Origin of the sequence: Microbacterium sp. BWT-B31 (assembly GCF_041379855.1) — a bacterium.
GTDB lineage: Bacteria > Actinomycetota > Actinomycetes > Actinomycetales > Microbacteriaceae > Microbacterium.
The window spans coordinates 174,375-200,048 of record NZ_JBFECU010000002.1 but is presented as its reverse complement, the minus strand read 5'-3'; the positions used below and the strand labels follow the sequence as shown (position 1 = coordinate 200,048).

Annotated in this window: 19 protein-coding genes and 1 tRNA gene; 9 read left to right on the top strand and 11 right to left on the bottom strand. The window is 69.8% G+C overall.

Annotated elements, in window-relative coordinates; all coding sequences use genetic code 11:
• Positions 1 to 32: 32 nt before the first annotated feature.
• On the bottom strand, positions 33 to 1,049 hold the full coding sequence (locus AB1K54_RS03565; protein WP_371201332.1) for a magnesium and cobalt transport protein CorA: 1,017 nt from the start codon (positions 1,047 to 1,049) through the stop codon (positions 33 to 35).
• A gap of 41 nt (positions 1,050 to 1,090) precedes the next feature.
• Here AB1K54_RS03565 and AB1K54_RS03560 point away from each other — a divergent pair, with 41 nt between their 5' ends.
• From AB1K54_RS03560 to AB1K54_RS03550, 3 genes are all read left to right on the top strand, one after another.
• On the top strand, positions 1,091 to 2,092 hold the full coding sequence (locus tag AB1K54_RS03560; RefSeq protein ID WP_371201331.1) for an SDR family oxidoreductase: 1,002 nt from the start codon (positions 1,091 to 1,093) through the stop codon (positions 2,090 to 2,092).
• Positions 2,093 to 2,196: 104 nt separating this feature from the next.
• Positions 2,197 to 2,919 carry a response regulator transcription factor gene (locus AB1K54_RS03555; protein WP_371201330.1) on the top strand — a complete coding sequence of 241 codons (723 nt, stop codon included), beginning with the start codon at positions 2,197 to 2,199 and terminating at the stop codon, positions 2,917 to 2,919.
• Positions 2,916 to 4,400 (top strand): sensor histidine kinase, encoded by a 1,485-nt coding sequence (locus tag AB1K54_RS03550; protein ID WP_371201329.1) that lies wholly within the window; start codon positions 2,916 to 2,918, stop codon positions 4,398 to 4,400. The genes AB1K54_RS03555 and AB1K54_RS03550 overlap by 4 nt, the downstream gene beginning before the upstream one ends.
• 10 nt (positions 4,401 to 4,410) lie before the next feature.
• On the opposite strand, the gene AB1K54_RS03545 is transcribed toward AB1K54_RS03550, so the two are convergent.
• The 7 genes from AB1K54_RS03545 to AB1K54_RS03515 all read right to left on the bottom strand — a co-directional run bounded on the left by AB1K54_RS03545 (position 4,411) and on the right by AB1K54_RS03515 (position 12,812).
• Positions 4,411 to 5,982, bottom strand: a complete 1,572-nt coding sequence (locus tag AB1K54_RS03545) for an FAD-dependent oxidoreductase (RefSeq protein WP_371201328.1) — start codon at positions 5,980 to 5,982, stop codon at positions 4,411 to 4,413.
• Between the two features lie 28 nt (positions 5,983 to 6,010).
• Positions 6,011 to 6,904, bottom strand: coding sequence for an FAD:protein FMN transferase (locus tag AB1K54_RS03540; protein WP_371201327.1), 894 nt, complete (start codon positions 6,902 to 6,904; stop codon positions 6,011 to 6,013).
• 2 nt (positions 6,905 to 6,906) lie between these two features.
• Positions 6,907 to 7,404, bottom strand: coding sequence for a hypothetical protein (locus tag AB1K54_RS03535; protein WP_371201326.1), 498 nt, complete (start codon positions 7,402 to 7,404; stop codon positions 6,907 to 6,909).
• Between the two features lie 75 nt (positions 7,405 to 7,479).
• Positions 7,480 to 10,224, bottom strand: coding sequence for an HAD-IC family P-type ATPase (locus AB1K54_RS03530; protein WP_371201325.1), 2,745 nt, complete (start codon positions 10,222 to 10,224; stop codon positions 7,480 to 7,482).
• 36 nt (positions 10,225 to 10,260) lie between these two features.
• A complete protein-coding gene (locus AB1K54_RS03525) occupies positions 10,261 to 11,295 on the bottom strand; it encodes a ribose-phosphate diphosphokinase (RefSeq protein ID WP_371201324.1) in 1,035 nt (344 codons plus the stop codon).
• Entirely contained in the window at positions 11,270 to 12,739 is a 1,470-nt protein-coding gene (glmU, locus tag AB1K54_RS03520; protein WP_371201323.1) for a bifunctional UDP-N-acetylglucosamine diphosphorylase/glucosamine-1-phosphate N-acetyltransferase GlmU, read from the bottom strand. The genes AB1K54_RS03525 and glmU overlap by 26 nt, the downstream gene beginning before the upstream one ends.
• 1 nt (position 12,740) lies before the next feature.
• Positions 12,741 to 12,812: transfer RNA gene (locus AB1K54_RS03515), tRNA-Gln, on the bottom strand.
• A 132-nt stretch (positions 12,813 to 12,944) separates the two neighbouring features.
• Here AB1K54_RS03515 and AB1K54_RS03510 point away from each other — a divergent pair.
• A complete protein-coding gene (locus AB1K54_RS03510) occupies positions 12,945 to 13,448 on the top strand; it encodes a MarR family winged helix-turn-helix transcriptional regulator (RefSeq protein ID WP_371201322.1) in 504 nt (167 codons plus the stop codon).
• A gap of 260 nt (positions 13,449 to 13,708) precedes the next feature.
• Here the strand turns inward: AB1K54_RS03510 and AB1K54_RS03505 are convergent, their stop codons facing one another.
• The 3 genes from AB1K54_RS03505 to AB1K54_RS03495 all read right to left on the bottom strand — a co-directional run bounded on the left by AB1K54_RS03505 (position 13,709) and on the right by AB1K54_RS03495 (position 20,465).
• Positions 13,709 to 19,189, bottom strand: coding sequence for a lamin tail domain-containing protein (locus AB1K54_RS03505; RefSeq protein ID WP_371201321.1), 5,481 nt, complete (start codon positions 19,187 to 19,189; stop codon positions 13,709 to 13,711).
• A gap of 205 nt (positions 19,190 to 19,394) precedes the next feature.
• Positions 19,395 to 19,925, bottom strand: coding sequence for a MarR family winged helix-turn-helix transcriptional regulator (locus AB1K54_RS03500; protein WP_371201320.1), 531 nt, complete (start codon positions 19,923 to 19,925; stop codon positions 19,395 to 19,397).
• 18 nt (positions 19,926 to 19,943) lie between these two features.
• Positions 19,944 to 20,465 carry an NADPH-dependent FMN reductase gene (locus AB1K54_RS03495; RefSeq protein WP_371201319.1) on the bottom strand — a complete coding sequence of 174 codons (522 nt, stop codon included), beginning with the start codon at positions 20,463 to 20,465 and terminating at the stop codon, positions 19,944 to 19,946.
• Between the two features lie 320 nt (positions 20,466 to 20,785).
• On the opposite strand from AB1K54_RS03495, the gene AB1K54_RS03490 reads away from it, so the two are divergent.
• From AB1K54_RS03490 to AB1K54_RS03470, 5 genes are all read left to right on the top strand, one after another.
• Positions 20,786 to 21,343 carry an NADPH-dependent FMN reductase gene (locus AB1K54_RS03490; protein ID WP_371201318.1) on the top strand — a complete coding sequence of 186 codons (558 nt, stop codon included), beginning with the start codon at positions 20,786 to 20,788 and terminating at the stop codon, positions 21,341 to 21,343.
• A gap of 17 nt (positions 21,344 to 21,360) precedes the next feature.
• Positions 21,361 to 21,873, top strand: a complete 513-nt coding sequence (locus AB1K54_RS03485; RefSeq protein ID WP_371201317.1) for a flavin reductase family protein — start codon at positions 21,361 to 21,363, stop codon at positions 21,871 to 21,873.
• Between the two features lie 236 nt (positions 21,874 to 22,109).
• Entirely contained in the window at positions 22,110 to 23,150 is a 1,041-nt protein-coding gene (locus tag AB1K54_RS03480; RefSeq protein ID WP_371201316.1) for an ABC transporter permease, read from the top strand.
• Positions 23,147 to 24,007: an ABC transporter permease gene (locus tag AB1K54_RS03475; protein ID WP_371201315.1), complete on the top strand. Its 861-nt coding sequence runs from the start codon at positions 23,147 to 23,149 to the stop codon at positions 24,005 to 24,007. The genes AB1K54_RS03480 and AB1K54_RS03475 overlap by 4 nt, the downstream gene beginning before the upstream one ends.
• Before the next feature lie 2 nt (positions 24,008 to 24,009).
• Positions 24,010 to 25,629 carry an ABC transporter ATP-binding protein gene (locus tag AB1K54_RS03470; RefSeq protein ID WP_371201314.1) on the top strand — a complete coding sequence of 540 codons (1,620 nt, stop codon included), beginning with the start codon at positions 24,010 to 24,012 and terminating at the stop codon, positions 25,627 to 25,629.
• Positions 25,630 to 25,674 lie beyond the last annotated feature (45 nt).

Below are 25,674 nucleotides of genomic sequence, written 5' to 3'. Positions count from 1 at the left end.
CTCGGCTTCCGACCCGCGGGGGTGAGAGCGCCTTACAGCCAGTCCTTGGACTTGAACACGAGGTAGAGCGTGACGCTCGTGGCGGCCATCAGCGCGAGCGCGAGCGGGTAGCCGAAGCTCCACTGCAGCTCCGGCATGTGCACGAAGTTCATGCCGTAGATGGTGCCGACGAGGGTCGGCGCGAAGAGGATCGCCGCCCATGAAGAGACCTTCTTGACCTGCTCGCCCTGCTGCAGACTCGCCTCGGTCATGCTGCGCATCGCGGCGTTGTTCTGCTGCTCTACGAGCGTCGAGTGCACGCTCAAGGCGGACCCGAGCGTCTGGCGGAAGCCGTCGATCCTGTCGGCGAGATGCCGAGAGCGCTCGCCGAGGTCGCGGAAGGCCGGGGAGTCCGGGCGGCCCGAGAGCACCTTCTCGACGTCGGTCAGCCGATCGAAGATGCCCACCAGCGGCGCGGTCGCGTGCTGCAGGTCGATCACCTCGCGCTGCAGCGCGAAGATGCGCCGCGAGACGCCCGCGTCGTCGCCGAACAGCTGATCCTCTATCTCGTCGATGTCGTTCTCGACGCCTTCCAGCACGGGGCCGTATCCCGTGACGACATGCTCGAACATCGTCCACACCACCGCGTGGCTCCCGCGCGAGACGATCTCGGGGTGCGCGCCGAGCTTCTCGCCGAGGGTGTCGAGGTCGACCGACTCCGCGTCTTCGGCGACGGTCACGACGTAGCGATCGCCGGCGAACACGTCGACCTCGTCGAGCTCGACCGTCTCGGTGTCGTCATGGTATTGCGCTGCCTGCATCACCAGGAAGAGGTCCGCGCCGTAGTCGGAGAGCTTCGGGCGCTGATGGTCGCGCAGGCAGTCGCGCACCGCAAGCGGGTGCAGCTTGAGCAGGTCCATCAGCGCGACCAGCTCGCCCGCGTCCGGCGCGCGCACGGCGATCCACGCGAACCCGTCGACCTCGGCGGCCAGCCGCACGGCGTCGGCCGGCGACATCCCCCTGCCGACCTGCTCCGCGCCCGCGAAGACCCGCACATCGATCACTGCCATGCACACACCTAAGCACGACCGGATGCGTCTAGGGTCGAGGCGTGAGCAACACGCGAGTCCTCTTCATCGGAGGCACCGGAACCATCAGCTCTGCGTGCGTCGAGCGTGCCGCGGCATCCGGAATGCAGGTCACGGTCCTCAATCGCGGCACCGCGCGGCGCCCGCTCCCGCCCGGGGTGCGCGCCCTCACGGCCGACGTGCGGGATGCCGCGGCCCTGCGCGCCGCCGTGGGCGAGGAGCGCTTCGACGTCGTGTGCGAATTCCTCGCGTTCACCCCCGAGCACGTGCAGACCGACCTCGACGTGTTCGAGGGGCGCGTCGGCCAGTACGTCTTCATCAGCTCGGCATCGGCCTACGACACCCCGCCTCGTCGACTGCCCGTGACGGAGTCGACGCCGCTGCGCAACCCTTTCTGGCAGTACTCCCGAGACAAGATCGCGTGCGAGGACGTGCTGGTGGGGGCGTATCGCGAGCGCGGGTTTCCCGTCACGATCGTGCGTCCGTCGCATACGTACGACGAGCGGCTGCTGCCGACCCTCGGGCATTGGACCGACATCGCACGCCTGCGCGCGGGCAAGCCCGTGGTCGTCTTCGGCGACGGCACGAGCCTGTGGACGCTGACGCACGCGAGCGACTTCGCGGTCGGCTTCACGGCGCTGCTGGGAAACCCCGCCGCGATCGGCGAGCCCTTCCACATCACGGGCGACCACGCGCCGACCTGGAACCAGATCTACGGCTGGCTGGCGGATGCCGCGGGCGTGACCGACCGGCGGTTCGTTCACATCGCCTCCGACACGATCGCCGCGGTGCTGCCCGACAAGGGTCCCGGGCTGATCGGCGACAAGAGCAACTCGATGGTGTTCGACAACGCGAAGGTCAAGGCGCTCGCGCCGGACTTCTGCACGACGATCACCTTCGACGAGGGCGCTCGGCGCATCATCGCCCACCACGACGCCCACCCCGACCTGCAGGTGGTCGACCCCGCGCTCGACGCCGCGTTCGACCGGCTCGTCGCGCACGCCGACGCGGCCGGGCTGGTCTGAACCCGGCGGCGAGCGCGCCGCAGACGAAGTGCGGACGTCGGATTCACAGCCGGCGCATAGCCGTCGCCATAGCAGACCCATAGGAGCGCGCGCACAATAGGGACATGACGACCCCCGCTCTGCACCGCCCGGACGGCTCCGCCCTGCGCATTCTCGTCGTCGACGACGAGCAGATGCTCACGGACCTGCTGGCGATGGCGCTGCGCATGGAGGGCTGGGAGGTGCGCACCGCCGCGTCCGGCTACGAGGCGCTGCAGGCCGCCCGCGAGTACGACCCGGACGCCATGGTGCTCGACATCATGATGCCCGACCTGGACGGCATGTCGGTGCTGCACCGGCTGCGTCAGGGCGGCGACGACGTGCCGGTGCTGTTCCTCACCGCGAAGGATGCCGTCGCCGACCGCGTCGCGGGTCTCACCGCCGGCGGAGACGACTACGTGACGAAGCCGTTCAGCCTCGAAGAGGTCGTCGCCCGGCTTCGCGGGCTCATGCGCCGTGCCGGCACCGCGCACGCCGAGGGCGCGGAGCCGATCCTGCGGGTGGGCGACCTGTCGCTCAACGAGGACAGCCACGAGGTCATCCGCGGCGACGACGAGATCGAGCTGACCGCCACCGAGTTCGAACTGCTGCGCTATCTCATGCGCAACCAGCGTCGCGTGGTGTCGAAGGCGCAGATCCTCGACCGCGTCTGGAACTACGACTTCGGCGGACGCTCCAGCGTCGTCGAGTTGTACATCTCGTATCTGCGCAAGAAGATCGACGTCGGCCGTGAGCCGCTCATCCACACCGTCCGCGGGGTCGGCTACCTGATCAAGGCGCCGCAGTGACCGATGCCGCGCCCCACCGCTGGAGCCTGCAGGCGCGACTCATGGCGACGGTCATCGGCATCGTCTCGCTGATCCTCCTCATCGTCGCCACCGCCACCGGCACGGCGCTGTGGCGCGTGCTGCAGGAGGACCTGGACAGTCAGCTCTTCGCCGCCGCGACGCAGGCCGGCCACGCCCTGGTGGTTCCGCTGTTTCCGCCCGGCACCGAGCACACCGCCGAGCGCGTGCTCATCGAGGGTCGTCAGCCGGCCGGGTTCCTGTTCGTCGTGCGCACGCCGAGCGGCGCCACCGACGGCGCGGTCGTGGGCGAGGACTACGGCGTCGACACGCTGACGGGCGCACAGGTCGAGGAGGTCGTGCGCGCCGTACGGCCGGGTGACTTCGCGACCGTGTCGGTCGACGACCTCGGCGAGTATCGTGTGGTCGGCGTGCGCGCCGGCGCGTACTCCGCGGTCGCCGGGATGCCGCTTGCCGAGGTGCAGCGCACGATCGGGCAGATGCTCCTCACGGTGCTGCTGGTCACGCTGGGGGGTCTGCTCGTGCTCGCCGCCGCGATCGCGCTCGTCATTCGCACCGGGCTCACGCCCCTGCGAGCCATCGCCGACACCGCGACGAGGGTCGCGGCCGTGCCGATGTCCGAGGGGGCGGTGTCGATCACCGAGCGCGTGCCGAAGGACGAGATCGACGGGCACACCGAGATCGGCCGCGTCGGCAGCGCCCTGAACACCCTGCTCGACCACGTCGACACCGCGCTCACGGTGCGCCAGCGCAACGAGGAGCGGATGCGCCGGTTCGTCGCCGACGCCAGCCACGAGCTGCGCACGCCGCTGGCGTCGATCCGCGGATACTCCGAGCTGTCGCTGCGAGCGATCGCTCAGCAGGGCGCCGCCCCGGCCCAGGACACCACCGAGACCTCGCTCGAGCGCATCCAGGCCCAGTCCCTGCGCATGACCCGCCTCGTCGAGGACCTGCTGCTGCTCGCGCGCCTCGACGAGGGGCAGGAGCTCGTCTACAGCGAGGTGGACCTCAGCCGCCTCGCGATCGACTCGGTCGGCGACGCGCGCGCCGCGCACCCCGACCACCAGTGGCGCATCGACGTCGGCGAGTCGCCTGTCGTCGTCGCGGGCGACGCGGCACGCCTCAGCCAGGTCGCGGCGAACCTGCTCGCGAACGCCGGCATCCACACCCCCGCCGGCACCGGCATCGCCGTCACGGTGACCAGAGAAGGGGCCGAGGCCGTGTTCCGCGTCCGCGACAGCGGTCCAGGCATCGACCCCGAGGTCATGCCCGAGCTGTTCGAGCGCTTCTCGCGCGCCGACCGCTCCCGCGCGCGCAAGACCGGCGGCACCGGCCTCGGCCTGTCGATCGCCCGCGCGATCGCCCAAGCCCACGGCGGCTCGCTGACGGCGCGCAGCGCCCCGGGCGACACCGTGTTCGAGCTGCGCCTACCCGCGAAGCCCGCTGCGCCCGCCGCATCCTGAACCGTCGGCGTCAGTAGCCGGAGAAGGCGTCGGTCGTGATCGAACGGGCGCGCTCGAACGCCGGGGCGAGCTCGGCGATGAGCCCGGGAGGGCCCGACACGTACGCGTGACGCGCCGAGATGTCGGGCACGACGCGCAGCAGTCCCTCCGCGTCCAGGCGCACGCCGCGTGCCCACATCCAATGCGGCGGCAGCGCGGCGGGCTCACCGCGCGTGAAGACCACGACCCGGACCCCGGATGCCTCGATCTCGTCGCGGAACGCCAGCTCCGAGGCATCCGACGCGACGTACACCAGCACGATGTCGCGGTCCTCCTGCGCGAGGCGCACGTGGCGCAGCTGCGACACGAACGGCGTGACGCCGATGCCCGCCGCCACCATGAGGATCGGAAGGTGCGCCTTCTTCGGCAACACGAAATCCCCCCACACTCCCGTGACGGCCAGGCCGCTGCCCGCGCTCAGCTGCGCGAGCGCCCGCTTGTACGAGCTCGGGTGCGCCGACTGCGGCCCGGGGCTCTCGCGGAACGCGATCCGCAGGGCGGGGAGGTCTTCGGGCGCAGACACGATGCTGAACTCCCGGCGCGTGCCGCGGGCGTCGGGGTGTCGGTGCGGCACGTCGAGCTCGATGTACTGCCCCGGCTCGAACCGCAGGCGCCGCTTCGCGCGGAACGTCAGCTCGCTCACCGTCGGCGTGACGGCCGCGCGCGAGGCGAGCGTGAGCCGCACGGCCGAGCGCACCGAGAAGGCGAAGGCCACCAGGTTGCCGATGAGGAGGGCGCGCTCCTGCCCGAGCGAGACGACGCCCAGGTCGATCGGCCATCCCGCGAGCACGCCCACGACCGCCGCGACCGTCAGCTGCTGCCAGCGCCGCGGCGGCAGGGTCAAGGGCTCTGACAGCATGAACGCGCCCAGGAACAGGAACGGCGACGACCACAGCACCGGCCAGAAGACCCCGCCGAGATCGAACGTGATCCCCGCCTGCTGGTACAGCGCCGACGTTCGCAGCACCCCGACACCCACCGCGATCACGAGGAACACCGCGACCACGCGGATCTTCTCGGTGCGCCACAGCACCGCCAGGCCCAGCACGATGACCGGCCCCGCCAGCGCCGGGGTGCCCACCCACCACGACGAGGCGCCGAGCGCCGGGAACGCGAGCGCGAGCAGCGTCAGCACGGTCGCGCCGACTGCGGCGGGGTTGAACACGTGGCGTCCGCGCCACGCGAGCAGGTACTTCGAGAGGGATGCCGCCACTCCCGCGATCGCGATGCCGCCGAGCCCCGCAGGGTCGAGCGTCGGGCGCAGCACGAACAGCAGGATGCACGCGGTCACGAGCGACGACTCGAGGCGCCACGGCAGCCGCAGGACCGCGTGGGCTGCGGCATCCGTCGCCGAGCACACGACGGCCAGGAGCACCAGCGTCGCGAGGAGCTCCCACGGGGCGGGCCCGACCAGCTGGAACAGCGACAGCACGAAGGCGATCGCCGCCAGTGTCAGCAGCGCCAGCAGCACCAACCGGTACATCGACAGGCGTCCGAGCACCGCGAACACGCGGTTCCACAGGGCAGTCAACGACGCGGGCACGGCGCCGCCCCTCCTCTTCGGATCTCGATCACAGCCTTACGGTAGCGGTTCGCGTGAACAGCTCCGCCCCGCAGCCCGGCGACCATTCCACGCGCCCGTCGGTGAGCATCCGCACCCATTCCACGCCCCACTCGTGCGCGAGGCGGGGGCCGCCGTCGAAGAACAGCGCTGTGGCGATCGCGTCAGCGCGCATGGCGGTCGGGGCGACCGCCCATGTCGCGGCGACCGTGCGCACGGGCTCCCCCGTGCGGGCGTCGAGCACGTGGTGCAGGCCCCCGCCCCACACGCGCCGGTTCGTCGCCGAGGCGCAGAGCGCGGCATCGGTCACCGTCCAGGTGCCGATCGCGCGCGTCGGATCGAACGGATGCTCCAGCCCGATGCGCCCCGACCGCCCACGCACCGCGAGGTCGCCGCCGGCGTCGACCACGACGTCGCCCTCGACCCACCGCGCGATGAGCTCTGCGACGCGGTCGACGAGGCGCCCCTTGCCGAGCGCGCCGACGTCGATCGTCGCAGGCTCGACGAGGACGAGGCGTTCGGTCGTCCAGGCGAGGTGCGCGCGCCAGTCCGCGGGCGCGGGGCGCGCGCCGCGGTCGACGAACCCGTACTGGGCGTCGTAGCCGCGGCTGTCGAGCGACGCGCCCACCAGGGGATTCACCGCGCCGTCCGTGGCGTCGGTGAGCGCCGCGTACGCGTCGAGCATGTCCTCGGCGTCGGGCGGCGCCGCGACGATGCCGGCCCCGCGCGCGAGCGACGACACGAGCGAATCGGGCCGGAAGCGCGACCAGTCGAGATCGAAGCCGGCGATGAGATGCTCGACCGCGAGCCGCGCCGCCTCCGGCAGGGGCGTCGCCGTCTCGATCCGCCACGCGGTGCCGATCGCGTCGAACGACCACACCGCGGTCGAGGTGGCGACCGTCATCGTCAGCTCGCGGCCTCGGACTTGATCGCCTCGATCGCCTGATTGAACCCGCCGCTCGTCAGCGACGAGCCGGCCACGCGGCTCACCGAGATCTCGTCGATCGGCCGGCCGACGACCTCGTCCGAGATGCCGGCGATGAACTCGCCCTGGTAACGCTCCGTCTCGGGGCGCTGCGGGCTGCCTGCGACCTCGACCGCGGTGATCACGCCGTCCGCAAGCGTCACCGTCACCTCGATCGTCTCGACGGTCTCGGGGGTGGCGTAGGCGCCCTGCGCCGAGTAGGTGCCGTCTGCGAAGTCGCTGGATCCTGAACCCGCGCCGGCGTCGGGGGCCTGCGATGCACCGGTGGGAGCATCCGGCGCCCCGGTCGCCATGTCGGGTGCGTCGGCCTCGGCGCTCGTTCCTGCGGGGCTGCACGCCGACAGGCCCAGGGCCCCCGCGACGCCCACGCCCACGAGGGCTCCGAGGCGGAGGGCGGGCCGTTGCATGGTGCGGATCATCTCGTCTCCTGTCTCCGGCGCCGAGTGGCGGTCCTGACGCAATACTTCCGGCCGCCCCTATGAGCGGCCTCTGAGTCAGCGAACAGGATGCTTCGACCCGCGCCGCCGCACGAACTTGAGCAGCTCGACCGCGAGGAACACCGCCAGTGCCAGTCCGAGCGGCAGCAGCCACGACTGGGGCGCCAGCGGGCGCGAGTCGAACAGGTCGTTCATGAGCGGCACGTACGTGAACGCGACCTGCAGCACCACGAGGGCCAGCGCCGACCACCACACCACGCGGTTGCCGCGCAGCACGTCCAGCGTCACGCTCGACCGCGACATGAACCGGCAGTTGAACAGGTACGCGAGCTGGGCGAGCACCAGCACAGCGACCGCCTCGGTGCGCGCGTACGCGATGTCGACGCCGGTCGCCGACACGGCCGAGAACTCCACGATGGTGGCGCCGCCGATCAGCAGCGACACGATCAGCACGAAGCCGAGCTCGCGCAGGTCGATGATCGACCCGCCGGGCCTGCGCGGCGGGCGGGTCATGATGCCGCGTTCGGCCGGCTCGTAGGCGAGCGCGAGCGACAGGGTCACGGCGGTGACCATATTGACCCACAGCACCTGCACGGGCGTGATCGGCAGAGCCAGGCCGAACAGCACCGCCACCAGGATCACCAGGGACTGCGCGCCGTTGGTGGGAAGCAGGAACACGATCGACTTGCGCAGGTTGTCGTAGATGCGGCGGCCCTCGCGGATCGCGCTGCGGATCGTGGCGAAGTTGTCGTCCGCGAGGACGATCTCGGCGGCCTCCTTCGTGGCCTCGGTGCCTTTGATGCCCATCGCGATGCCGACGTTCGCGCGCGTGAGGGCGGGCGCGTCGTTCACGCCGTCGCCGGTCATCGCGACGACCTCGTCGTGCGACTGGAGCGCGCGCACGATGCGGATCTTGTGCTCGGGGCTCGTGCGCGCGAACACGTCCACGTCGCGCACGACCTCCTTCAGCTTCTCTTGCGAGAGCGCCTCGAGCTCGGCGCCGGTGAGCACCGGCACGTCGTCGCCGTGCACGAGCCCCATCTCGCGGGCGATCGCGAGGGCGGTGCCGGCGTGGTCGCCGGTGATCATCTTCACGCGGATGCCGGCGGTGTGGCAGTCCGCGATCGCCTCGATCGCCTCGGGACGCGGCGGGTCGAGAATTCCCCACACCCCCAGGAACTCCAGGTCGTCGACGTCGTCGAGCCCGACCTCGTCGACGCCCGCGGCGGGGGTGCGCGCCGCGGCGAGCACGCGCAGGCCCTGCGAGCCCAGGTCGTCGATCACCGCTTCCCAGAACGGAGTGTCGAGCGGCACGGTCCCGTCCGCCCCGCGCTGGCGGGTCGCACGCTCCAGCAGCCGGTCGGGCGCACCCTTCACGAGCATGGCGCGTGAGCCGTCGGATGCCTCGTTCACGGTCGCCATGAGCTTGTAGGCCGAGTCGAACGGCAGCACCGCGACCCGGCGCGCCAGCGCGCTCGTCGCGCCGCCCTTGATCGCGACGACCTTGAGCGCCCCTTCGGTGGGCTCGCCCACGAGTGTCCAGCGATCGCCGTCGCGCACGACGTGGGCGTCGTTGCACAGCGTCGCCACGGCGAGGATCGCCGCCAGGTCGGGGCCGCCCGCTGCCGCGGCTGAGGGCGCGAAGACCGCGCCCTCGGGGACTTCGGGATCCGCCGCTCGCGCGATCGATCCTTCGGGATCGTAGCCGAGTCCCGTGACGTCGTAGGCTGCGCTCGGCGTCACGATGCGGCGCACGGTCATCTCGTTGCGGGTGAGGGTGCCGGTCTTGTCGGAGCACACGGTCGTCACCGACCCGAGCGCCTCGACCGCGGGCAGCTTGCGGGTGATCGCGTGCCGTTTCGCCATCTGCTGCACGCCGATCGCGAGGGTGATCGTCACGAGGGCGGGAAGCCCCTCGGGGATCGCGGCGACCGCGAATCCGATCGTCGCCGAGATGAGTTCGCCGAAGGGCATGTGGTGCAGAAGCCGCCCGATCGCCAGCATGACGACCGCCATGCCGAGGATGACCAGGGTCAGCACCTTCCCGAATGCGGCGAGCTGCTTCGTGAGCGGTGTGTCGAGCGAATCCGCGTCGCCGACGAGGGTCTGGATCTTGCCGATCTCGGTGGCGGAGCCGGTGCCGGTGACCAGGCCCCGACCCTGACCCGCGGCGACGATCGTGCCCGAGAAGGCCATCGACGTGCGATCCCCCACACCGGCCTCGGCGGACACCGGCTCGGTCGTCTTCGACGACGGCACCGACTCGCCGGTGAGTGCCGCCTCGTCGACTCGCAGCTGGTGCGACTGGAACAGCCGCAGGTCGGCCGGCACCTTGTCGCCGGGCATCAGCCGCACCACGTCTCCCGGTACGAGTTCGGCCGCCGGGACCGTCACCCAGCGGCCGTCGCGACGCGCACTCGCGTCGGCCGACAGCATCCCGCGGATGCCGGCGAGCGCCTTCTCGGCCCGTCCCTCCTGCACGTATCCGATGATCGCGTTGATGATCGCGACCGCCATGATCACCCAGAAGTCGAGCCAGTCCCCCATGATCGCCTTGATCGCGGCGGCCGCGAGCAGGATGTAGATCAGGGTGTCGTTGAAGTGCGACAGGAACCGCAGGATCGCCGGCTTGCTCTTCGGCTCGGGCAGCGCGTTGCGCCCGAAGCGAGCCAGCCGCTCGGCCGCCGATTCGGACGACAGCCCTTCGAGCCCCGCATCGAGCGCGACCGAGACGTCGTCGACGGAGAGCGCGTAGGGGCGTTCGACGGCCCGCAGGGATCCGTCGACGATGGGCTCTGACACGGGCGTCTCCTCGGGGATCCAGGCGAATCGGTGCTGCTATGCGGCTCCGTCGAACATTCGAGTGACGGAACCGTCCTCGAACACTTCATGGATCGCGCGAGCCAGCAACGGTGCGATCGGCAGAATCGTGAGGGTCGGGAAGCGCTTCTCGAGCGGAACGGGGATCGTATCGGTCACCACGACCTGGTCGATCGCCTCGCTCCGCAGCCGCTCGGCCGCAGGGTGGCTGAAGATCGCGTGGGTCGCCGCGACGATCACGCGCTCCGCTCCGCTTGCCTTCAGCGCCTCGGCGGCCTTCACGATCGTGCCGCCGGTGTCGATCATGTCGTCCACGAGCAGGCAGACGCGGCCGTCGACCTTGCCGACGATCTCGTTCACCGTCACCTGGTTGGCGACGTTCGGGTCGCGCCGTTTGTGGATGATCGCCAGCGGCGCGCCCAGGCTGTCCGACCAGGTGTCGGCCACGCGCACGCGGCCGGTGTCGGGCGAGACGACCGTGAGCTTCGCGCGGTCGTCGGCGCTGAGGTTGTGCGTGAAGTACTCCAGCAGCACGGGCTTGGCGAACAGGTGGTCGACCGGTCCGTCGAAGAAGCCCTGGATCTGCGCGGCGTGCAGGTCGACACTCATCACGCGATCCGCGCCGGCGGTCTTGAAGAGGTCGGCGACGAGGCGGGCGCTGATCGGCTCGCGCCCGCGGCCCTTCTTGTCCTGCCGCGAGTACGGAAAGTACGGCGCGACGACCGTGATGCGCTTGGCCGATGCGCGCTTGGCGGCGTCGAGCATGATGAGCGTCTCCATGAGCCACTCGTTCACCGGCGGGCCGAAGGACTGGATCAGAAACAGGTCGCAGCCGCGGATCGACACCTCGAAGCGCGTGAGGATCTCGCCCGACGCGAACGTGCGATACTCGGTCGGCACAAGCTCGGTGCCGAGCGAGTCGGCCACCTGCTTGGCAAGCTCCGGGTGCGAGCGACCGGATGCGACGACCAGTCGCTTCTTGGTCTTGGCCACCAGCCCGGGCGCGATGTCCTGCTCGAGGTCGAGATCAACCGTCTTGTTCTTGCGCGCCATCGTCCGCCTTCTGTGCAGTGCGGGCACGCGCGGCCGCGTCGGCCGCGGCCGTGCCCTGCCTGTTGTTCTCGACCCACCCCTCGATGTTGCGCTGGGGTGCGAGGCTCAGTCCGAGAGCACCGGCCGGGACATCCTTTCGGATGACCGCCCCGGCCCCCGTCTTCGCGCCTTCACCTAGCCTAACGGGCGCGACGAACACGTTGTGGGAGCCGGTGTGGACTTCGTCGCCGATCTCGGTGCGGTGCTTGGCGAGATCGTCGTAGTTCGCGGTGATCGCCCCAGCGCCGAGGTTCACACCCGTGCCGATCGTCGCATCGCCGATGTACGACAGGTGCGGCACCTTGCTGCGCTCGCCGATGGTGGAGTTCTTCGTCTCGACGAACGTGCCGATCTTGCCCTTGTCGCCGAGGTAGGTGCCGGCGCGCAGGTACGCGAACGGGCCGACCGTGGCGCCGGCGCCGATCACGGCGAGCGTCGCGTCGGAGCGACGCACCGTGGCATCCGCCCCCACCTCGCAGTCGACCAGGCTCGTGTCGGGCCCGATGACCGCGCCCGACAGAACCGTCGTCGCGCCGAGGATCAGCGTGTTCGGCAGGACCGTGACATCGGGCGCGAGCGTCGCGTCGACGTCGATCCACGTGGTCGCGGGGTCGGCGACCGTGACCCCCTCGAGCTGCCAGCGGCGCACCGTGCGCTCGTTGAGGATGCGGGCCGCCTCGGCCAGCTGCACTCGGTCGTTCACGCCCAGCGCGGCCGCGGCATCCGGCGCCTGCACGACCGACACGACCTCGCCCGCCCCGCGCGCGAGTCCGACCACGTCGGTGAGGTAGCGCTCGCCCTGCGCGTTGACGGCATCCACACGCGGCAGCTGCGTGCGCAGGGTCGCGGCGCGGAACACGTACACGCCCGCATTGATCTCTGCGACGGATGCCTCGGCCTCGGTCGCATCCTTCTGCTCGACGATGCGCTGCACGTCGCCCGCGTCGTCGCGGATCACGCGACCGTACCCGGCCGGGTCGCCGACGACCGCGCTCAGGAGCGTGACGGACGCGCGGCGGTGATGGTGGGCCGCAACCAGCGCCGACAGAGTCGCCGACTCGAGCAGCGGCACGTCTGCGCTCAGCACCAGCACGTCGCCGTCGAAGCCGCCGAGAGAGCCCAGAGCGATCTCGACCGCGCGGCCGGTGCCGGGGATGTCGTCCTGGTCGACGATGAGAGCGGAGTCGTCGAGGTCGGCGATCGCTCCGGCGACGCGCTCGCGCTCATGGCGCACAACGACGACCAGCCGCTCGGGGGCGAGCCCGCGAGCCGCGGCCAGCACGTGCCCGACGAGGGGCCGGCCGCCGATCCCGTGCAGCACCTTGGGGGTGCGCGATCTCATGCGCGTTCCCTGGCCCGCGGCCAGGATCACGACGGCGAGCGGGGACGAGCTGTCATCGATCATGCTCCGCCGCCAGGACTCGAACCTGGACTTCACAGCTCCAAAGGCTGTCGTGCTGCCATTACACCACGGCGGACCGCGCCCGCCCGGTGGGCCGGCGCACGCTCAAGTCTGCCAGTCCCACGCGGGTCGCACGAACCTCGCCGCGCAGAGGCAGCGCGCGGCCGCCCCGCCCCGGCCGCGCCGCGAGCGCCGCGATAATGAACCCATGGCACACGAGAGCGACGAGGTCGACCGCATCCTGACCGCATGGGATCGCCAGCGCCCCGACCTCGACTTCTCGCCCCTCGAAGTGCTCTCGCGCGTGGACCGCCTCTCGCGCCACCTCGATCGCGCCCGGCGCGACGCGTTCCGCCGCAGCGAGCTCGAGCCCTGGGAGTGGGACGTGCTGTCGGCCCTGCGCCGCGCCGGCGAGCCGTTCCAGCTGAGCCCCAAGCAGCTGCTGCAGCAGACGCTCGTCTCAAGCGGCACGATGACCAACCGCATCGATCGGCTCGTCGGCCGCCGGCTCGTGCGGCGCGAGGCAGACCCCGCCGACGGACGCAGCATCCTGGTGACGCTCACCGACGACGGCAAGACCCGGGTGGATGCCGCGATCACACGCCTCGTCGACGCCGAGGCTCTGCTGCTCGGCACTCTGTCGCGAGCCGATCGCGAGCGCCTCGCGGCGCTGCTGCGAAAACTGAGCCTGAGCTTCGACAGCCAGGGCTGAGACCGCGCGGCGACGGGAAGGACCGAGCGGCGGATAGTCTCGTCGCGGTGCACTCCTCGGTGGGGGCCGCGCCGGATCGCGCATCAGAAGCTGCGGCTCGTCAATGACGGGACGGTCGGCCGACCAGACTCGAAGTCACATCGTGGGTCAATGGCGTGCGGAACGACGCGAGAGACCTCCGGGTCAAGCTGAAGAACCAGACAGCTCCAACTCGACCCCGGAGGCCTCTCCTACGTCAACAACAATCCGGGTCGCCGCAGCTAGCGAGCCGCGCGCCGCCTGCGCCACGAGAGCAGCATCAGGGCTGCTGCGCCGAGCAGGACCAGCACTCCGCCCGCCGCGAGCGGCGGCAGCACATCGGCTCCGGTCGCCGGGAGGGCACCGGCTGCCGCCCGCGCCGAGATCGTGAACGGATCGGACATGACCGACAGGCCCGAGGCGCCGATCGCCTCGAGTCGGTGCTCTCCGACCGCCGCGCGCGACGGGATCGTCACCACGCCACTCACCGTGCCGTCGGCGTCGGCTGTGAGGACCGCGTCGAGCGGGATGGGGTCGGAGTGGAGCACGAACCGCACCTCCTCGCCCGGCTGGAAGCCGTGGAACACCACCTGCACGGAGCCGCCCGGAACCGGGGCGGATCCGCCATCGGCTGTCACCGTGCCGGACGGCGCGTCGGTGCCGCCACCGTCGCCCGGGTCACCCGGGTCACCCGGGTCGCCGGGATCGGTCGGATCGGTCGGATCGGTCGGGTCAGTCGGGTCGGTCGGGTCAGTCGGGTCAGTCGGCTCGGTCGGGTCAGTCGGTCGCGGAGTCGTCGTGAAGCTGCGCACCGGCGAGTACTCGATGCCGCCGTGCGGTCCCTCCGCGACGACGTACCAGCCGTGCTGACCCGCCACGAGGTTCTTCCACGTCACGGTCGCCTGCTCACCGGAGGCCGCGTCCTCGACGGCCCCGATCTCGTTCGCGGTGAGGACCTCCGCGCGGAACGAGTCCGTCGCAAGGGTCTTGGCGCGCGGCGCAATGCCCGCCGCGGCGTACGGGATCTCGAACTCCTGCATGCCCGCAGGGTCGTTGAGCGACACGTCGTCGGAGTCGAAGTCGTCCAGCGACGGAGAGTACGTGCGCACCACGATCCGCCCCGCCTCGTTGTCGAAGTGCGCGAGCCGCAGGTATCCGAGCCCGCCCTCCGGCAGACCCTGATAGTCGAACAGCATCGAGTACACGGTGCGGTCGGAGGCGCCGTCGCCGTCGTCGTCGATCTCGTCCGTGCGGGTGTAGGCGTCGTGGTAGTGGCCCGAGCTGACCGCGAAGACGTTCGGGTTGGGTTTGACGACCTCATCGAACACGCGCTGCGGGAACGGGCCGAGCCCTCCCGTGGTCAGCATGTACTCGTGCAGGTTGATCCAGACCTTGCGCTCCGGGTAGCGCTGGATGACCTCGTTCATCCACGCGATGTCCTCGCTGTTGGACGCCTCGTCGTTGGGAGTCGGCCAGCCCATGTAGAGGAACAGGAAGTCGACGCCGTCGACCGACACCAGGTCGAAGTGGCCGCGGTTGTCCTTGTAGGAGCCACCGTGCCACGGGTTGCCGTCGAAGCGCTGTGCGCCGAAGTACTCCGAGTAGTGCGAGTAGTCCGCGTCGAAGTGCCCCACGTCGTGGTTGCCCGCCAGCACGCCGTAGGGCAGGTCCGCCTCGTCGAGCATGCGGTAGGCGGCATCCGCGTTCTGCCACTGGTGGGGCTCTGTGGCGATGTCCACGATGTCGCCGGTGTGGATCAGGTACTGCAGATTGAGGTTCGCACGCTGCTCGAGAAGGAACTGGTGGATCGCCAGTTGGTGCGGGTAGTACGCATCCGTCTCGTTGTAGTACTGCGTGTCGGATTCGATGCCGATGGTGAAGTCGTAGTCGGACCGCACCGTCGCGTCGGGGTTGTACGGGTCGACCGCGCTGTCGCGTGCCGAGAGATCGGTCGCCGCGAAGCCTTCGGAATGCTGAACGAGGAAGGTCATGCCCCCGTCGGCCGCGTGTGCGTCCACCGGGACGAGCGCCTGGAGGGCGAACTCGGTCGGGGCGCCGTTGGTCGTCAGCGCCTGGTCGACCTGCTCCCACGTGCCGGCGAGCGTCCGCGCGAAGAGCGTCACCTTGGCCTCCGCATTCGCGCGTCCGCGCCAGTCAACGCGCACGAGCGACCCGGGGCCGGCGTCGGCGGGAACCGCCACCGTGAACAGCTGGTACGGCAGCGCCGTCTGGCTCGTCGTCTCGACATCGATGCCGTCGGTGCCCAGCAGCTTCGCGAGATCGTCCGCTCCGAGAGCAACCCCGGCACTGCGGTCGACGGCATCCGCGTCGGCCACCGTGCCGGTGCTGACGGTCACCTCCGCGTCACCCGGAGCGTACCCGTAGCCCTGGCGGAAGCTCAGGTCGAGCGCGTCGTGCTCGGACGAATCGGACCTCGCGCTCAGGTCGACGGTGTCGCCCTCGACGATCTCACCGTCCGAGGGTCCGTCGAGGGTGATGGCGGGCTGCTCATCGGCGGTCTGGAACGCCACGGTCCGCGTGGTCGCGTTGCCCACCGCGTCGGTCGCGGTGAACCGCGCCTCGTGCTCTCCGGGCTCGAGCGCCACCGACGACGTCGCCAGCGGCAGCGAGATCGGCGCGCCGTCGAGCATCGCGCTGATCGAGGTCACACCTGATCCCACATCCGTCGCCGTCGCGTCCACGGCGAAGTGGCCGCGGTAGCGCTCGCCCTCGACGAGCGCGGTGTCGATGACGGGGCCGGTGTTGTCCACCCGGACCGTCCGCGTCGCCGTGGCCTCGCCCGCGGTCGCCGCGACGAGGTGCTCGCCGTCCCCGACCGCCGTGGTGTCCCAGGTCGCGGCGACGGAGTCGAAAGCATCACCGGGGATGACGAACGTCGCCAGGAACGAGACGAGGTTCGCGTCTGAGAAGGCGATCCGCGCATCCGGCGCGGGGCAGTCCACGAAGGCGGGGGCCGTGACAGCGCCGGCCTGCTCCTTGGTCGTCGCGCAGTACTCGGGCCGCAGAACCCGGCCGTCGGGCAGCGCCAGGCGCACGTTCATCGCCGCGAAGTCGTCGTTGTTCTCGTTGACGTCGGCGTCGGGCCAGGCCTTCGTGCCCGCCTCGATGGTGAGAGTGAGCTGCTGCCCCGGCACGACGCGGTCCACCGGGACGGTCGCGTCCACGGTGACGATGCGCGAGTAGTAGCCCTCGTCGAAGATCCGCAGCACGTCGTCGCCGAGCTTGACGCCGTTGCGGAAGAACGCGTCGGTGCTCGTGGCCTCGAACGCGAAGACGGGTCCGGTCTCCAGCGACGGGAGCGGGTCCGCGACCGGCTCGCCGTCGATGGCGAGCTCGACGTCGGAAGACCCGTCGGCGGTCGCGGTGATACGCGTCTGGCCGCCGACGAACTGTCCGTCGGCCAGGTTGATCCGCACGGCATCCGGCTCGCCCTCGACGAGGTCGATCCGCACCGGGCCGATCTGCGACTGCTGCGAGCCGTCGCTCGCGATGAGCGAGTACTCGATCCAGCGCTTGCCGAACAGGTCGGCGGCCGGCACCGAGTACGAATAGCGGTTGGCGGCCTCGAAGGCGAGGCTGCGCGTGTCGGTCCCGCCGAGGTTGTCGCCGATGCGCAGCGTCACCGAGCGGACGAGCACGTCATCGGTCACGTCGAAGCCGAGGTCCAGGTCCGCAGTGTCGGGCACCTCGGATCCGCCGGTCAAGTCGGTGATGACCGGCGCGGTGCCCGCGGCCGGCGCGGCCACGAACGCCGCGGGAACCTGGTCCGCGCTCACGCGTCCCGGCGTCGGCGCGGACAGGCGAATCATCGTCTGCACCGTGCCGTCCGCAGTCAGCGGGGCCCACAGCGCAGCGGACGCCGTCGGGTTCCAGCCGTACTGGATCGCGGTCGTCGCCGTCGTCTGATCGTCCGCGAAATAGTAGGCGCGGCTGATGTCGTGACCGGTGTTCGTGCGCACCTGGATGCCGCGGGATCCGCCATTGGCCATGCCGCCGTTGATCATCTCGACGATGTCGTCGCCGAGCACGAGATCGGTGCCGAACGCGGTGTTGAAGTCGTCGACGCTCAAGCCGGCGGCCACAACGGCCGGGTTCTTCACCCACAGCACGAGCGTGCCGCCCGCATCGATCGTCACGTCGTCCTGTTCGGCGGGCCACAGCGTCGAGCTCGTGGTGACCGGCTCGGTGATCGCGTTGTCGGTGTAGAGGTATGCGAGCGTGTAGTCGCCGAAGTCGACGGGTGCGTCGGAGGCGTTGTAGACCTCGATGAACTCGTAGGCGTCGGAGCCGGCGACGTTCGCGGTGTCGGGCGCGACCTCGGTGATCTGCAGCAGCGGAGCCCCGAGGTCAGGGTCGGTCTCGCGGCCGAGGGCGCTCGTGACCTGCGCGGTGGTGACCGTGCCTGCGCTCAGTGCGACCGCGGGGCCCGCCTCGACGAGCACCGCGTCGACGCCGCCGATGACGGCGGGCACCGCGAACTGCGCGTTCCAGTTGCCGGCGGGGTCGGTGTCGGCGGGAGCCCACGCGCGGCTGATGACCGTGCCGGATGCGTCGACCAGGCTGAAGCCGCGGTCGCCTCCGTTGGCGATTCCGGCCTGCGGTCCGAACCGGTAGACGGGCACGCTCGCATCGGCCTGCACGGCGGTGCGGAACTGATCCTTCGTCAGGGCGGCCTGGTCAGAGGCGGATCCGTAGTTCAGCCAGAACAGCGCGGACGCGCCGGCGGGAATCACCACCGCAGAGTCGTTCTCTGCGGGAAGGTGGATGAACGGCTGCGCCGAACCGGCGTTCCACTGGCTGGTGTGGTAGCGCACGCCGATGCCCGCCGCGGTCAGGTCGATCGACGCCGTCGTGGTGTTGGTGACCTCGACGTACTCGAACAGGTCGGTCCCGGGGTTGTCGCCGTAGATCTCGGTGATCGCGAGCGGGAAGTACTCCCCCGCGTTCCCGCTCGCGCCGTTGCCGGGCTCTGCGGGCGCGGTCGGGTCGGTCGGATCCGTCGGCTCGGGATCGGTCTCGGGCTCCGGGCGCACGAGCTGGTCTGCGTCGACCGTGCCCGGAGTGGGCGGGCCGGCGGTGGGCTGAGTCAGCAGGCTGCCGGTCGTGGGCATGGAGAAGTGATCCGACTCGCCCTTGTCGGTGGAGGCCCGGTTGTAGTCGGAGGCCGAGACGAGGGAGGTGCCATCGCCCTCGAAGAGCCGCAGGGATCGGGCTCCCGAGTTCGCGAAGCCGGCCTGCCCGACCAGGTGGAACAGCGGATAGTCCGAGGCGGTGTCGCCGAAGTGCAGGCGGAAGTCCTCCTCGGTCAGCTCCCACTGCTCGACGGCGGCGTCGCCGGTGCCGACCGCGTAGCGCAGCCAGAGGACCGCCGTGCCGTTCGCCGGGATCACCACGTCGGTGAGCGGCGTGTCGGTCCCCGGCTCGACGACGCGCAGGAATGCGGCGTTGTTGTACTGCAGCAGGTAGTCGGCGAAGTCGATCGGCGCGGCCGTCGTGTTCGCGACCTCCACGAACTCGAAGTAGTCCTGATCGCCGGGCGTGCCGGCGTTGTCCTGCATCACCTCGGTGATGATCAGCGGCGGCAGCGGTTCACCCGTGTCGGCCGAGGCCGGGGAAGCGACGACCGCTGTGGTGACGGCGATGGCCGCGATAGCGAGCGAAGATAAAAGGGCGCGCAGGCGCGGCAGGACTCGGGGGATCACAGTCCCCGAGCGAATCGGGCCGAGGTGTCGCGCTCGGATACCGACGGTGAATGCCAGGCGAATCCATCCGCCCCGCCTTCCCACCCAGTGAGTGCAAACCTGTTCCGCGGTCACACACATCGCCCGACCCCACCACGCGGCGCACTTCGAGCGAGGCCGCGCCCCGACCCGCCGCCCGGGACACGCGGGTGGCGTCGCCAGGCGATCAGCCTGACGGCGCGACGATCCGCTCCGCGTCGGCGAGGCGGGAGGGGAATGGCACCGCGCCGGGAAGCAGGCCACCCGTGGCCACCCCGCGCATGCTGATCTGCAGCTTGCCGAGGAGGTAGTGCAGCGTCTCGACTTCGCCGGGTTCGAGGGGTGAGACGACGGCATCGTGGATCAGGTCGTTCTGCGGCCGGAACAGATCCGCGATCAGGTTCAGCCCCTCGACCGTCAGCTGTGCCACGACGCCTCGTTCATCGTCGGGCGCTGTGGCGCGCACGGCCAAGTGGCGCGCCTCAAGCTGCTTGAGCTGGTAAGTGAGCGCGCTGGGCCCAACGACCAGCGACTCGGCAAGCTCGCGCATCCGTAGCTCGCCGCCGCGATTGCGCAACGTGATGAGGATCTGATACTGGACGAAGGTCAGCTCTTGCCGCTCGCGCAGGAGCTTGTCGGAGCGGCGCTCCCAGCGGCGCCCGACGTCGATCAGCCGCTCGAAGACGGCGAGTTCGGTGGACGTGATATCTCTGGCCATGTCTGGTGTCCCTCGATCTCAGGCGGACTGCAGGCGCCGCGCCCCCGCGGTCGCGAGCCGCGCATCGTTGCGCTCCACCCATTCATCGAGGATGGCGTACAGGTCGGGCATGTCGCGAGTGTGGAACGTGACTCCTCGGGTCGGAACCGTCGCCCCGAGTTCCGCGAGCAGCGGCGTCAGGGTGTAATCGACGGCGAGGGCGTGCTCGGCCGAGCTCGTGGTCATCACCGGGACTGCGACGACGCCGTCGAGCCCGTTACGCGAGTAGCGATCGAGAAACGCCTTGAGGAGCCCCGTGTAACTCGCCTTGTAGGTCGGCGTCGCCACCACCACGAGCTCGGCCTCCGACACGATCCGCGTGAGCCGGCTCATGGGCTCGCTCGGCCAGTCGAACACGTGGTGCGAGATGCCCGCGAGGTCGATGATGTGTCGCACGTGCAGATCCCGACGACGGGCGATGCGCTCGGCGAGCGCGATGGCGACCTTGAGCGTGCGCGACTGGGCTTTGGGGTTTCCTACGAGGACGACGATGCCGGACACGATGCCTCCGAGGGCCAGGGGGTGAGGTGCCGGCGGGGGGCCGGTATACGTCACGCTAGGTCGCTGCTGTCACGGATCACGACGTCATTTGTAAATTCGAAGTAACGCAATGCGAATCTCTCTTACAAAGGCCAGATTTGTTACACATGTGAAATATTCGCCAGGCAGAATCGCTCTCGCAGCGTGAGCCGTTGCACGCTTCACCGGGGCATCCTTCTCGGTGCAGCAGGGGAAGCCGACGTCGCGGACGCACCTTCTCGCAGGCTCACGCGCGCCGTCCTCCCCGAATCGCTCACAGATACGGATGGAAGGACCCCAACATGCCTGAACAGCGCATCACCGTCGTCGTCGGCAACCCTCGATCACCCTCCCGCACGCAGGCGATCGCCGAGCGGGTGGTGTCGGAACTCGTGACTTCACCGGATGTCCGGGTGACGACCATCGATCTCGCAGAACTCGCCGACGAGCTGTTCGCTCCGTCGTCGACCGCGGTCTCGGCGGCACTGTCGACCGTCGCGGCGTCGCATCTGGCGGTCTTCGCATCGCCCACGTACAAAGGCAGCTACACCGGCCTACTCAAAGCGTTCCTGGATCGATACGGCAGCAACGCGCTTGCCGGGGTGATCGCGGTACCCCTGCACACGGGTGCGAGCCTCGGGCACGCGATGGGCACGGACGTGCACCTGGGCACGCTGCTGACCGAGCTGGGCGCGATCGTACCCGGACGCGGGGTCTACGTCGCCACCGACGACATGGGTCGGCTGGACGCCACCGCCGCCGCCGAGGCCTCACGGCTGCGACAGAACCTCGAGCGCGTGCGCGCGTTCCTGCCCGCAATCGCCCCCGTTCCGGCCGTGATGCCGGACCCCGCCCACTGAAACGAAAGGACCAGACCGTGACCAGCACTGTTGAGCCCGTCATCGACTCCCACGTCTTCCGTGACACCCTGGGTCGCTTCGCATCCGGCGTCACCATCGTCTGTGGCATGGACGGCGAGGAGCCCGTCGGCTTCACCTGTCAGTCCTTCTACAGCGTGTCGATCGACCCGCCGCTCGTGTCGTTCAGCGTCATGACGACCTCCACCAGCTATCCCAGGATCCGCCGCGCCGGTCGGTTCTCGGTGAACGTCCTCGCCCACGATCAGCACGCTGTCTCAAGCCAGTTCGCGCGCAGCGGGACCGACAAGTGGCAGGGCGTGTCATGGCATCCGTCCCGGCAGGGCGACCCGGTCCTCTCCGACTCTCTCATGTGGGTCGATTGCGAGCTGTATTCGGAGCACGAGGCCGGCGATCACCTCATCGTGATCGGGCGCGTCATCGAGCTGTGCCCAGAGGCGCCGGACGGCCGCGAGCCGCTTCTGTTCTTCCGCGGCCGCTATCGGCACCTGAGCTCGCTACCGCAGGACTAAGCTCGCGCCCGTCGGCCTCAGTTCACATTCGCAGAAACTGAGCCGCCTGCGACGCGCAAGACGCGGCGCCTGAAGCGTTTACAGAAGAGAAACACTCGGGTACTGACGGAGAAACAGGCCGTCGGTATCTTCAAATTTGCATGAAGTCCTGGTGAGACCGGGATGGCGAGCCTACCCGCCCACGTAGGCGCGCGCGATCCACTCCCCCATTCGGTCTCGGTATCCAGGAGTTGCCTGTGCCTTCCCCTCTCTCACCCCCGGCTGAACTGACCGTCCCCCGCGCGAGAGCGTCTTCGCGCTGGGACTGGAGCTACGCCCTGCGGCGCGTCGCGCAGGCAGTCGTCATCCTGTGGGCGGCCTTCACGCTCTCGTTCGGCATCCTGTATGTCATCCCCGGCGATCCCGCGCTTCTGATGCTCGGCGGCGCGGACGAGGCGGGCGGCATCAACCCCGAGCAGCTCGCTGAGATCAACGCCCAGTACGGGTTCGACAGGCCCGTATACGAGCAGTACGCCCAGTATCTCGTCGACACGCTCCGCGGTGACCTGGGCACCTCTTTCCAGACAGGGATGCCGGTCTCGGCGGCGCTCGGCGAGGCACTGGGGAGCACGCTCGCCCTCGTAGCGTTCGGCATGGGTCTCGCCGTCGTCCTCGGGCTCGTCGTCGGGTCGTTCGCCGCGTACACCCGCAGCCGTGCCCTGGCGCGATTCCTCGAGTCCCTGCCCTCAATCGCGGCATCCCTGCCCACGTTCTGGGTGGGTCTCATGCTGATGCAACTCCTCTCCTTTCAGCTGCGACTGCTCCCCGTCTCGGGCGACCGCGGGTTCGAGACACTCATCATGCCGGGGATCACGCTGGCCCTTCCCGCCGCCGCCTCGATCGCACAGGTGGTCTCCAAGAGCCTGCGCACGGCCATGGACGAGCCCTATATCGACGTGGCGCGGGCGAAGGGGGTCAGCGAGGCGCAGGTGTTCCTCGTCCACGCGTACCGCAACGCGGTCCTTCCCGTCCTGACCGTGTTCGGGCTGCTCGTGGCGACGATGGTCGTCGCCGCCACCATCACCGAGACGATCTTCGGCCGACGCGGCATCGGGTTCCTTCTTGAGGGCGCGATCACGATGAAGGACATCCCGGTGGTGATGGCGGTGGTCCTCGTCGTGGCAGGCATATACGTCCTGGTCAACCTCGCCGTCGACCTGGTCTATCCGTTCCTCGACCCCCGCGTTGCCCGCCCGAAGGCGCCCCGACGCCCGAACACGAAGCTGGTGGTCTCGTGAGCTCCGCGGTACAGTCCCACGCCTCTGCCCGCACGGTCCCCAGCCAGGTCGCCCTCGCCCGCGAAGCCGTGCGTCAGCCGGGCCTCTTGCTCGCGAGCCTCGTGATCCTCGTCGTGCTGCTGTGGGCGCTGTTCCCCGCTCCGTTCGCACCGTACGACCCACTTCACGCGATACCGGGCGATGCGCTGCTCGCACCGAGCCTGGCCCACCCCTTCGGCACCGACGAACTGGGCCGCGACGTCTTCAGCAGAGTCGTCGCGGGCACCGGGCTGTCGCTGCTCACGACGATCGTCGCGGTGGGGATCGGCCTGGTGGGCGGATGCCTCATCGGCACATTCAGCGGCTATGTCGGCGGCCGCGTGGACGGTGTCATCATGCGTGCGATCGACGTTCTCCTGTCGATCCCGATGCTCCTCATGGCGATGGCGCTGGTCACAGCTCTCGGGTTCGGACCTGTGCAGCTCTCGATCGCGGTGGGGATCGCGCTCATCGGCAGCACGTCACGGGTCATGCGCGCAGAGACCCTCCGAGTGAGCCGCTCGGTCTACATCGACGCCGAGCGCTCAATGGGCGCCGGCACTGCGCGGATCCTTCTCGGCCATGTGCTGCCCAACGCGATCGGCCCGGTGCTGGTCCTCGCGATCATCGAGTTCGGGCAGGCGATCCTCACGATCGCGGCGCTCAGCTTCCTCGGCTTCGGCACCCCGCCGCCCACCCCCGAGTGGGGCTCGCTCGTGGCGACAGGTCAGCGATACATGGCAAGCGCCTGGTGGATGATCACGCTTCCCGGTTTGGTCATCACGGTCTTCGTGGTCGCCGTCAACCGGGTCGCACGACAGTTCGAGAAGAGAGGATGACGATGGCTGCTTCACCCCTGCTCAGCATCAGCGATCTGCGGGTCGCCTACCGAGGCGACGAGGCGCTCCACGGTGTCTCGCTCGAGGTCAAGCCCGGCGAGGTCGTCTCGATCGTGGGCGAGTCCGGCTCCGGGAAGTCGACGACCGCCCAGTCGATCATCGGGCTGCTGCCCCGCGGAGGACGCGTCACTGGCGGCAGCATCCGATTCGACGGGGTCGAGCTCACGACCCTGAGCTCCACGCAGTTGCGGGCAATCCGCGGCGGGTCGATCGGGCTCATCCCTCAGGACCCGATGCTCTCGCTCAACCCGGTGATCCGCGTCGGCGATCAGGTGGGCGAGGTGCTTCGCATCCACACGGACCTGACGAAGACGGAGCGCGCGGCGCGGATCGTCGAGCTTCTCGCCGAATCCGGGCTGCGTGATCCGGATCACGTCGCGTTGCAGTATCCCCATCAGCTGTCGGGCGGGATGCGCCAGCGCGTGCTCATCGCGATCGCAATCGCGTGCCACCCGAAGCTCATCATCGCCGACGAGCCGACCAGCGCGCTCGACGTCACGGTGCAGCGACAGATCCTCGACCGCATCGAACGCATCAGCGAGCAGCACGGGACTGCGGTGCTGCTGATCACGCACGACCTCGGCGTCGCCGGCGATCGCTCGGATCGCATCATCGTGATGAACCGCGGCGAGGTCGTCGAGCAGGGCGACGCCGCCGAGATCCTGGTCTCGCCCGGCGCGGGGTACACCCAGCGCCTCGTCGCAGCGGCTCCGAGCATGTCCAGCGTGCAGCTGATCACTCAACGAGCCGAGACACGCGAAGCTGCGCCCCTGCTGTCGGTCGTGGATCTCACCAAGCGGTTCCCGCTGCCGAGCGGTGGCGAGTTCACCGCCGTCGACGGGGTGTCGTTCGACATCCGCCGGGCCGAGACGCTGGCGATCGTCGGCGAGTCGGGTTCGGGCAAGTCGACGACCGCCCGCATGGTGGTGCGGCTGGAGGACGCCGACGAGGGTCGGCTGCACCTGGACGGCGTCGAATTGAGCGACGTGCGCGGTCCTGCGCTGCGGCGCATGCGCAAACGATTCCAAATGGTCTACCAGGATCCGTACGGCAGCCTCGATCCGCTCTCGAGCATCGGCGCGATCCTCGAGGAGCCTCTGCGTCTGCACCGGATCGTGCCGCGCTCCCAGCGCGCCGGGCGAGTGCGGGAGCTTCTGGATCTCGTCGCGCTCCCGGCGTCGTTCGCGGATCGCAAGCCGCGCGAACTGTCCGGCGGACAGCGTCAGCGGGTCGCGATCGCGCGGGCGCTCAGCGTCGAGCCCGAGCTCATCGTGTGCGACGAGCCGGTCTCGGCCCTCGACGTGTCGGTCCAAGCGCAGATCCTCGAACTCCTCGCACGTCTGCAACGCGAGCGCGGACTGACCTACCTGTTCATCTCGCATGATCTCGCGGTCGTACGTCAGATCGCTCACGAGGTCGTCGTCATGCAGAAGGGACGCATCGTCGAGCACGGCTCCGCGGCCGGCATCTTCGCAAACCCTCAGCACGAGTACACCCGGGAGTTGCTCGCCTCGATCCCCGGCTCCCGTGTCGGCGCCACGGCCTTGGCCGAGACCGCCTGACTCTCTCCGATCCCGCTCCACGCCCGCCGCACCACCCCCGTCGCC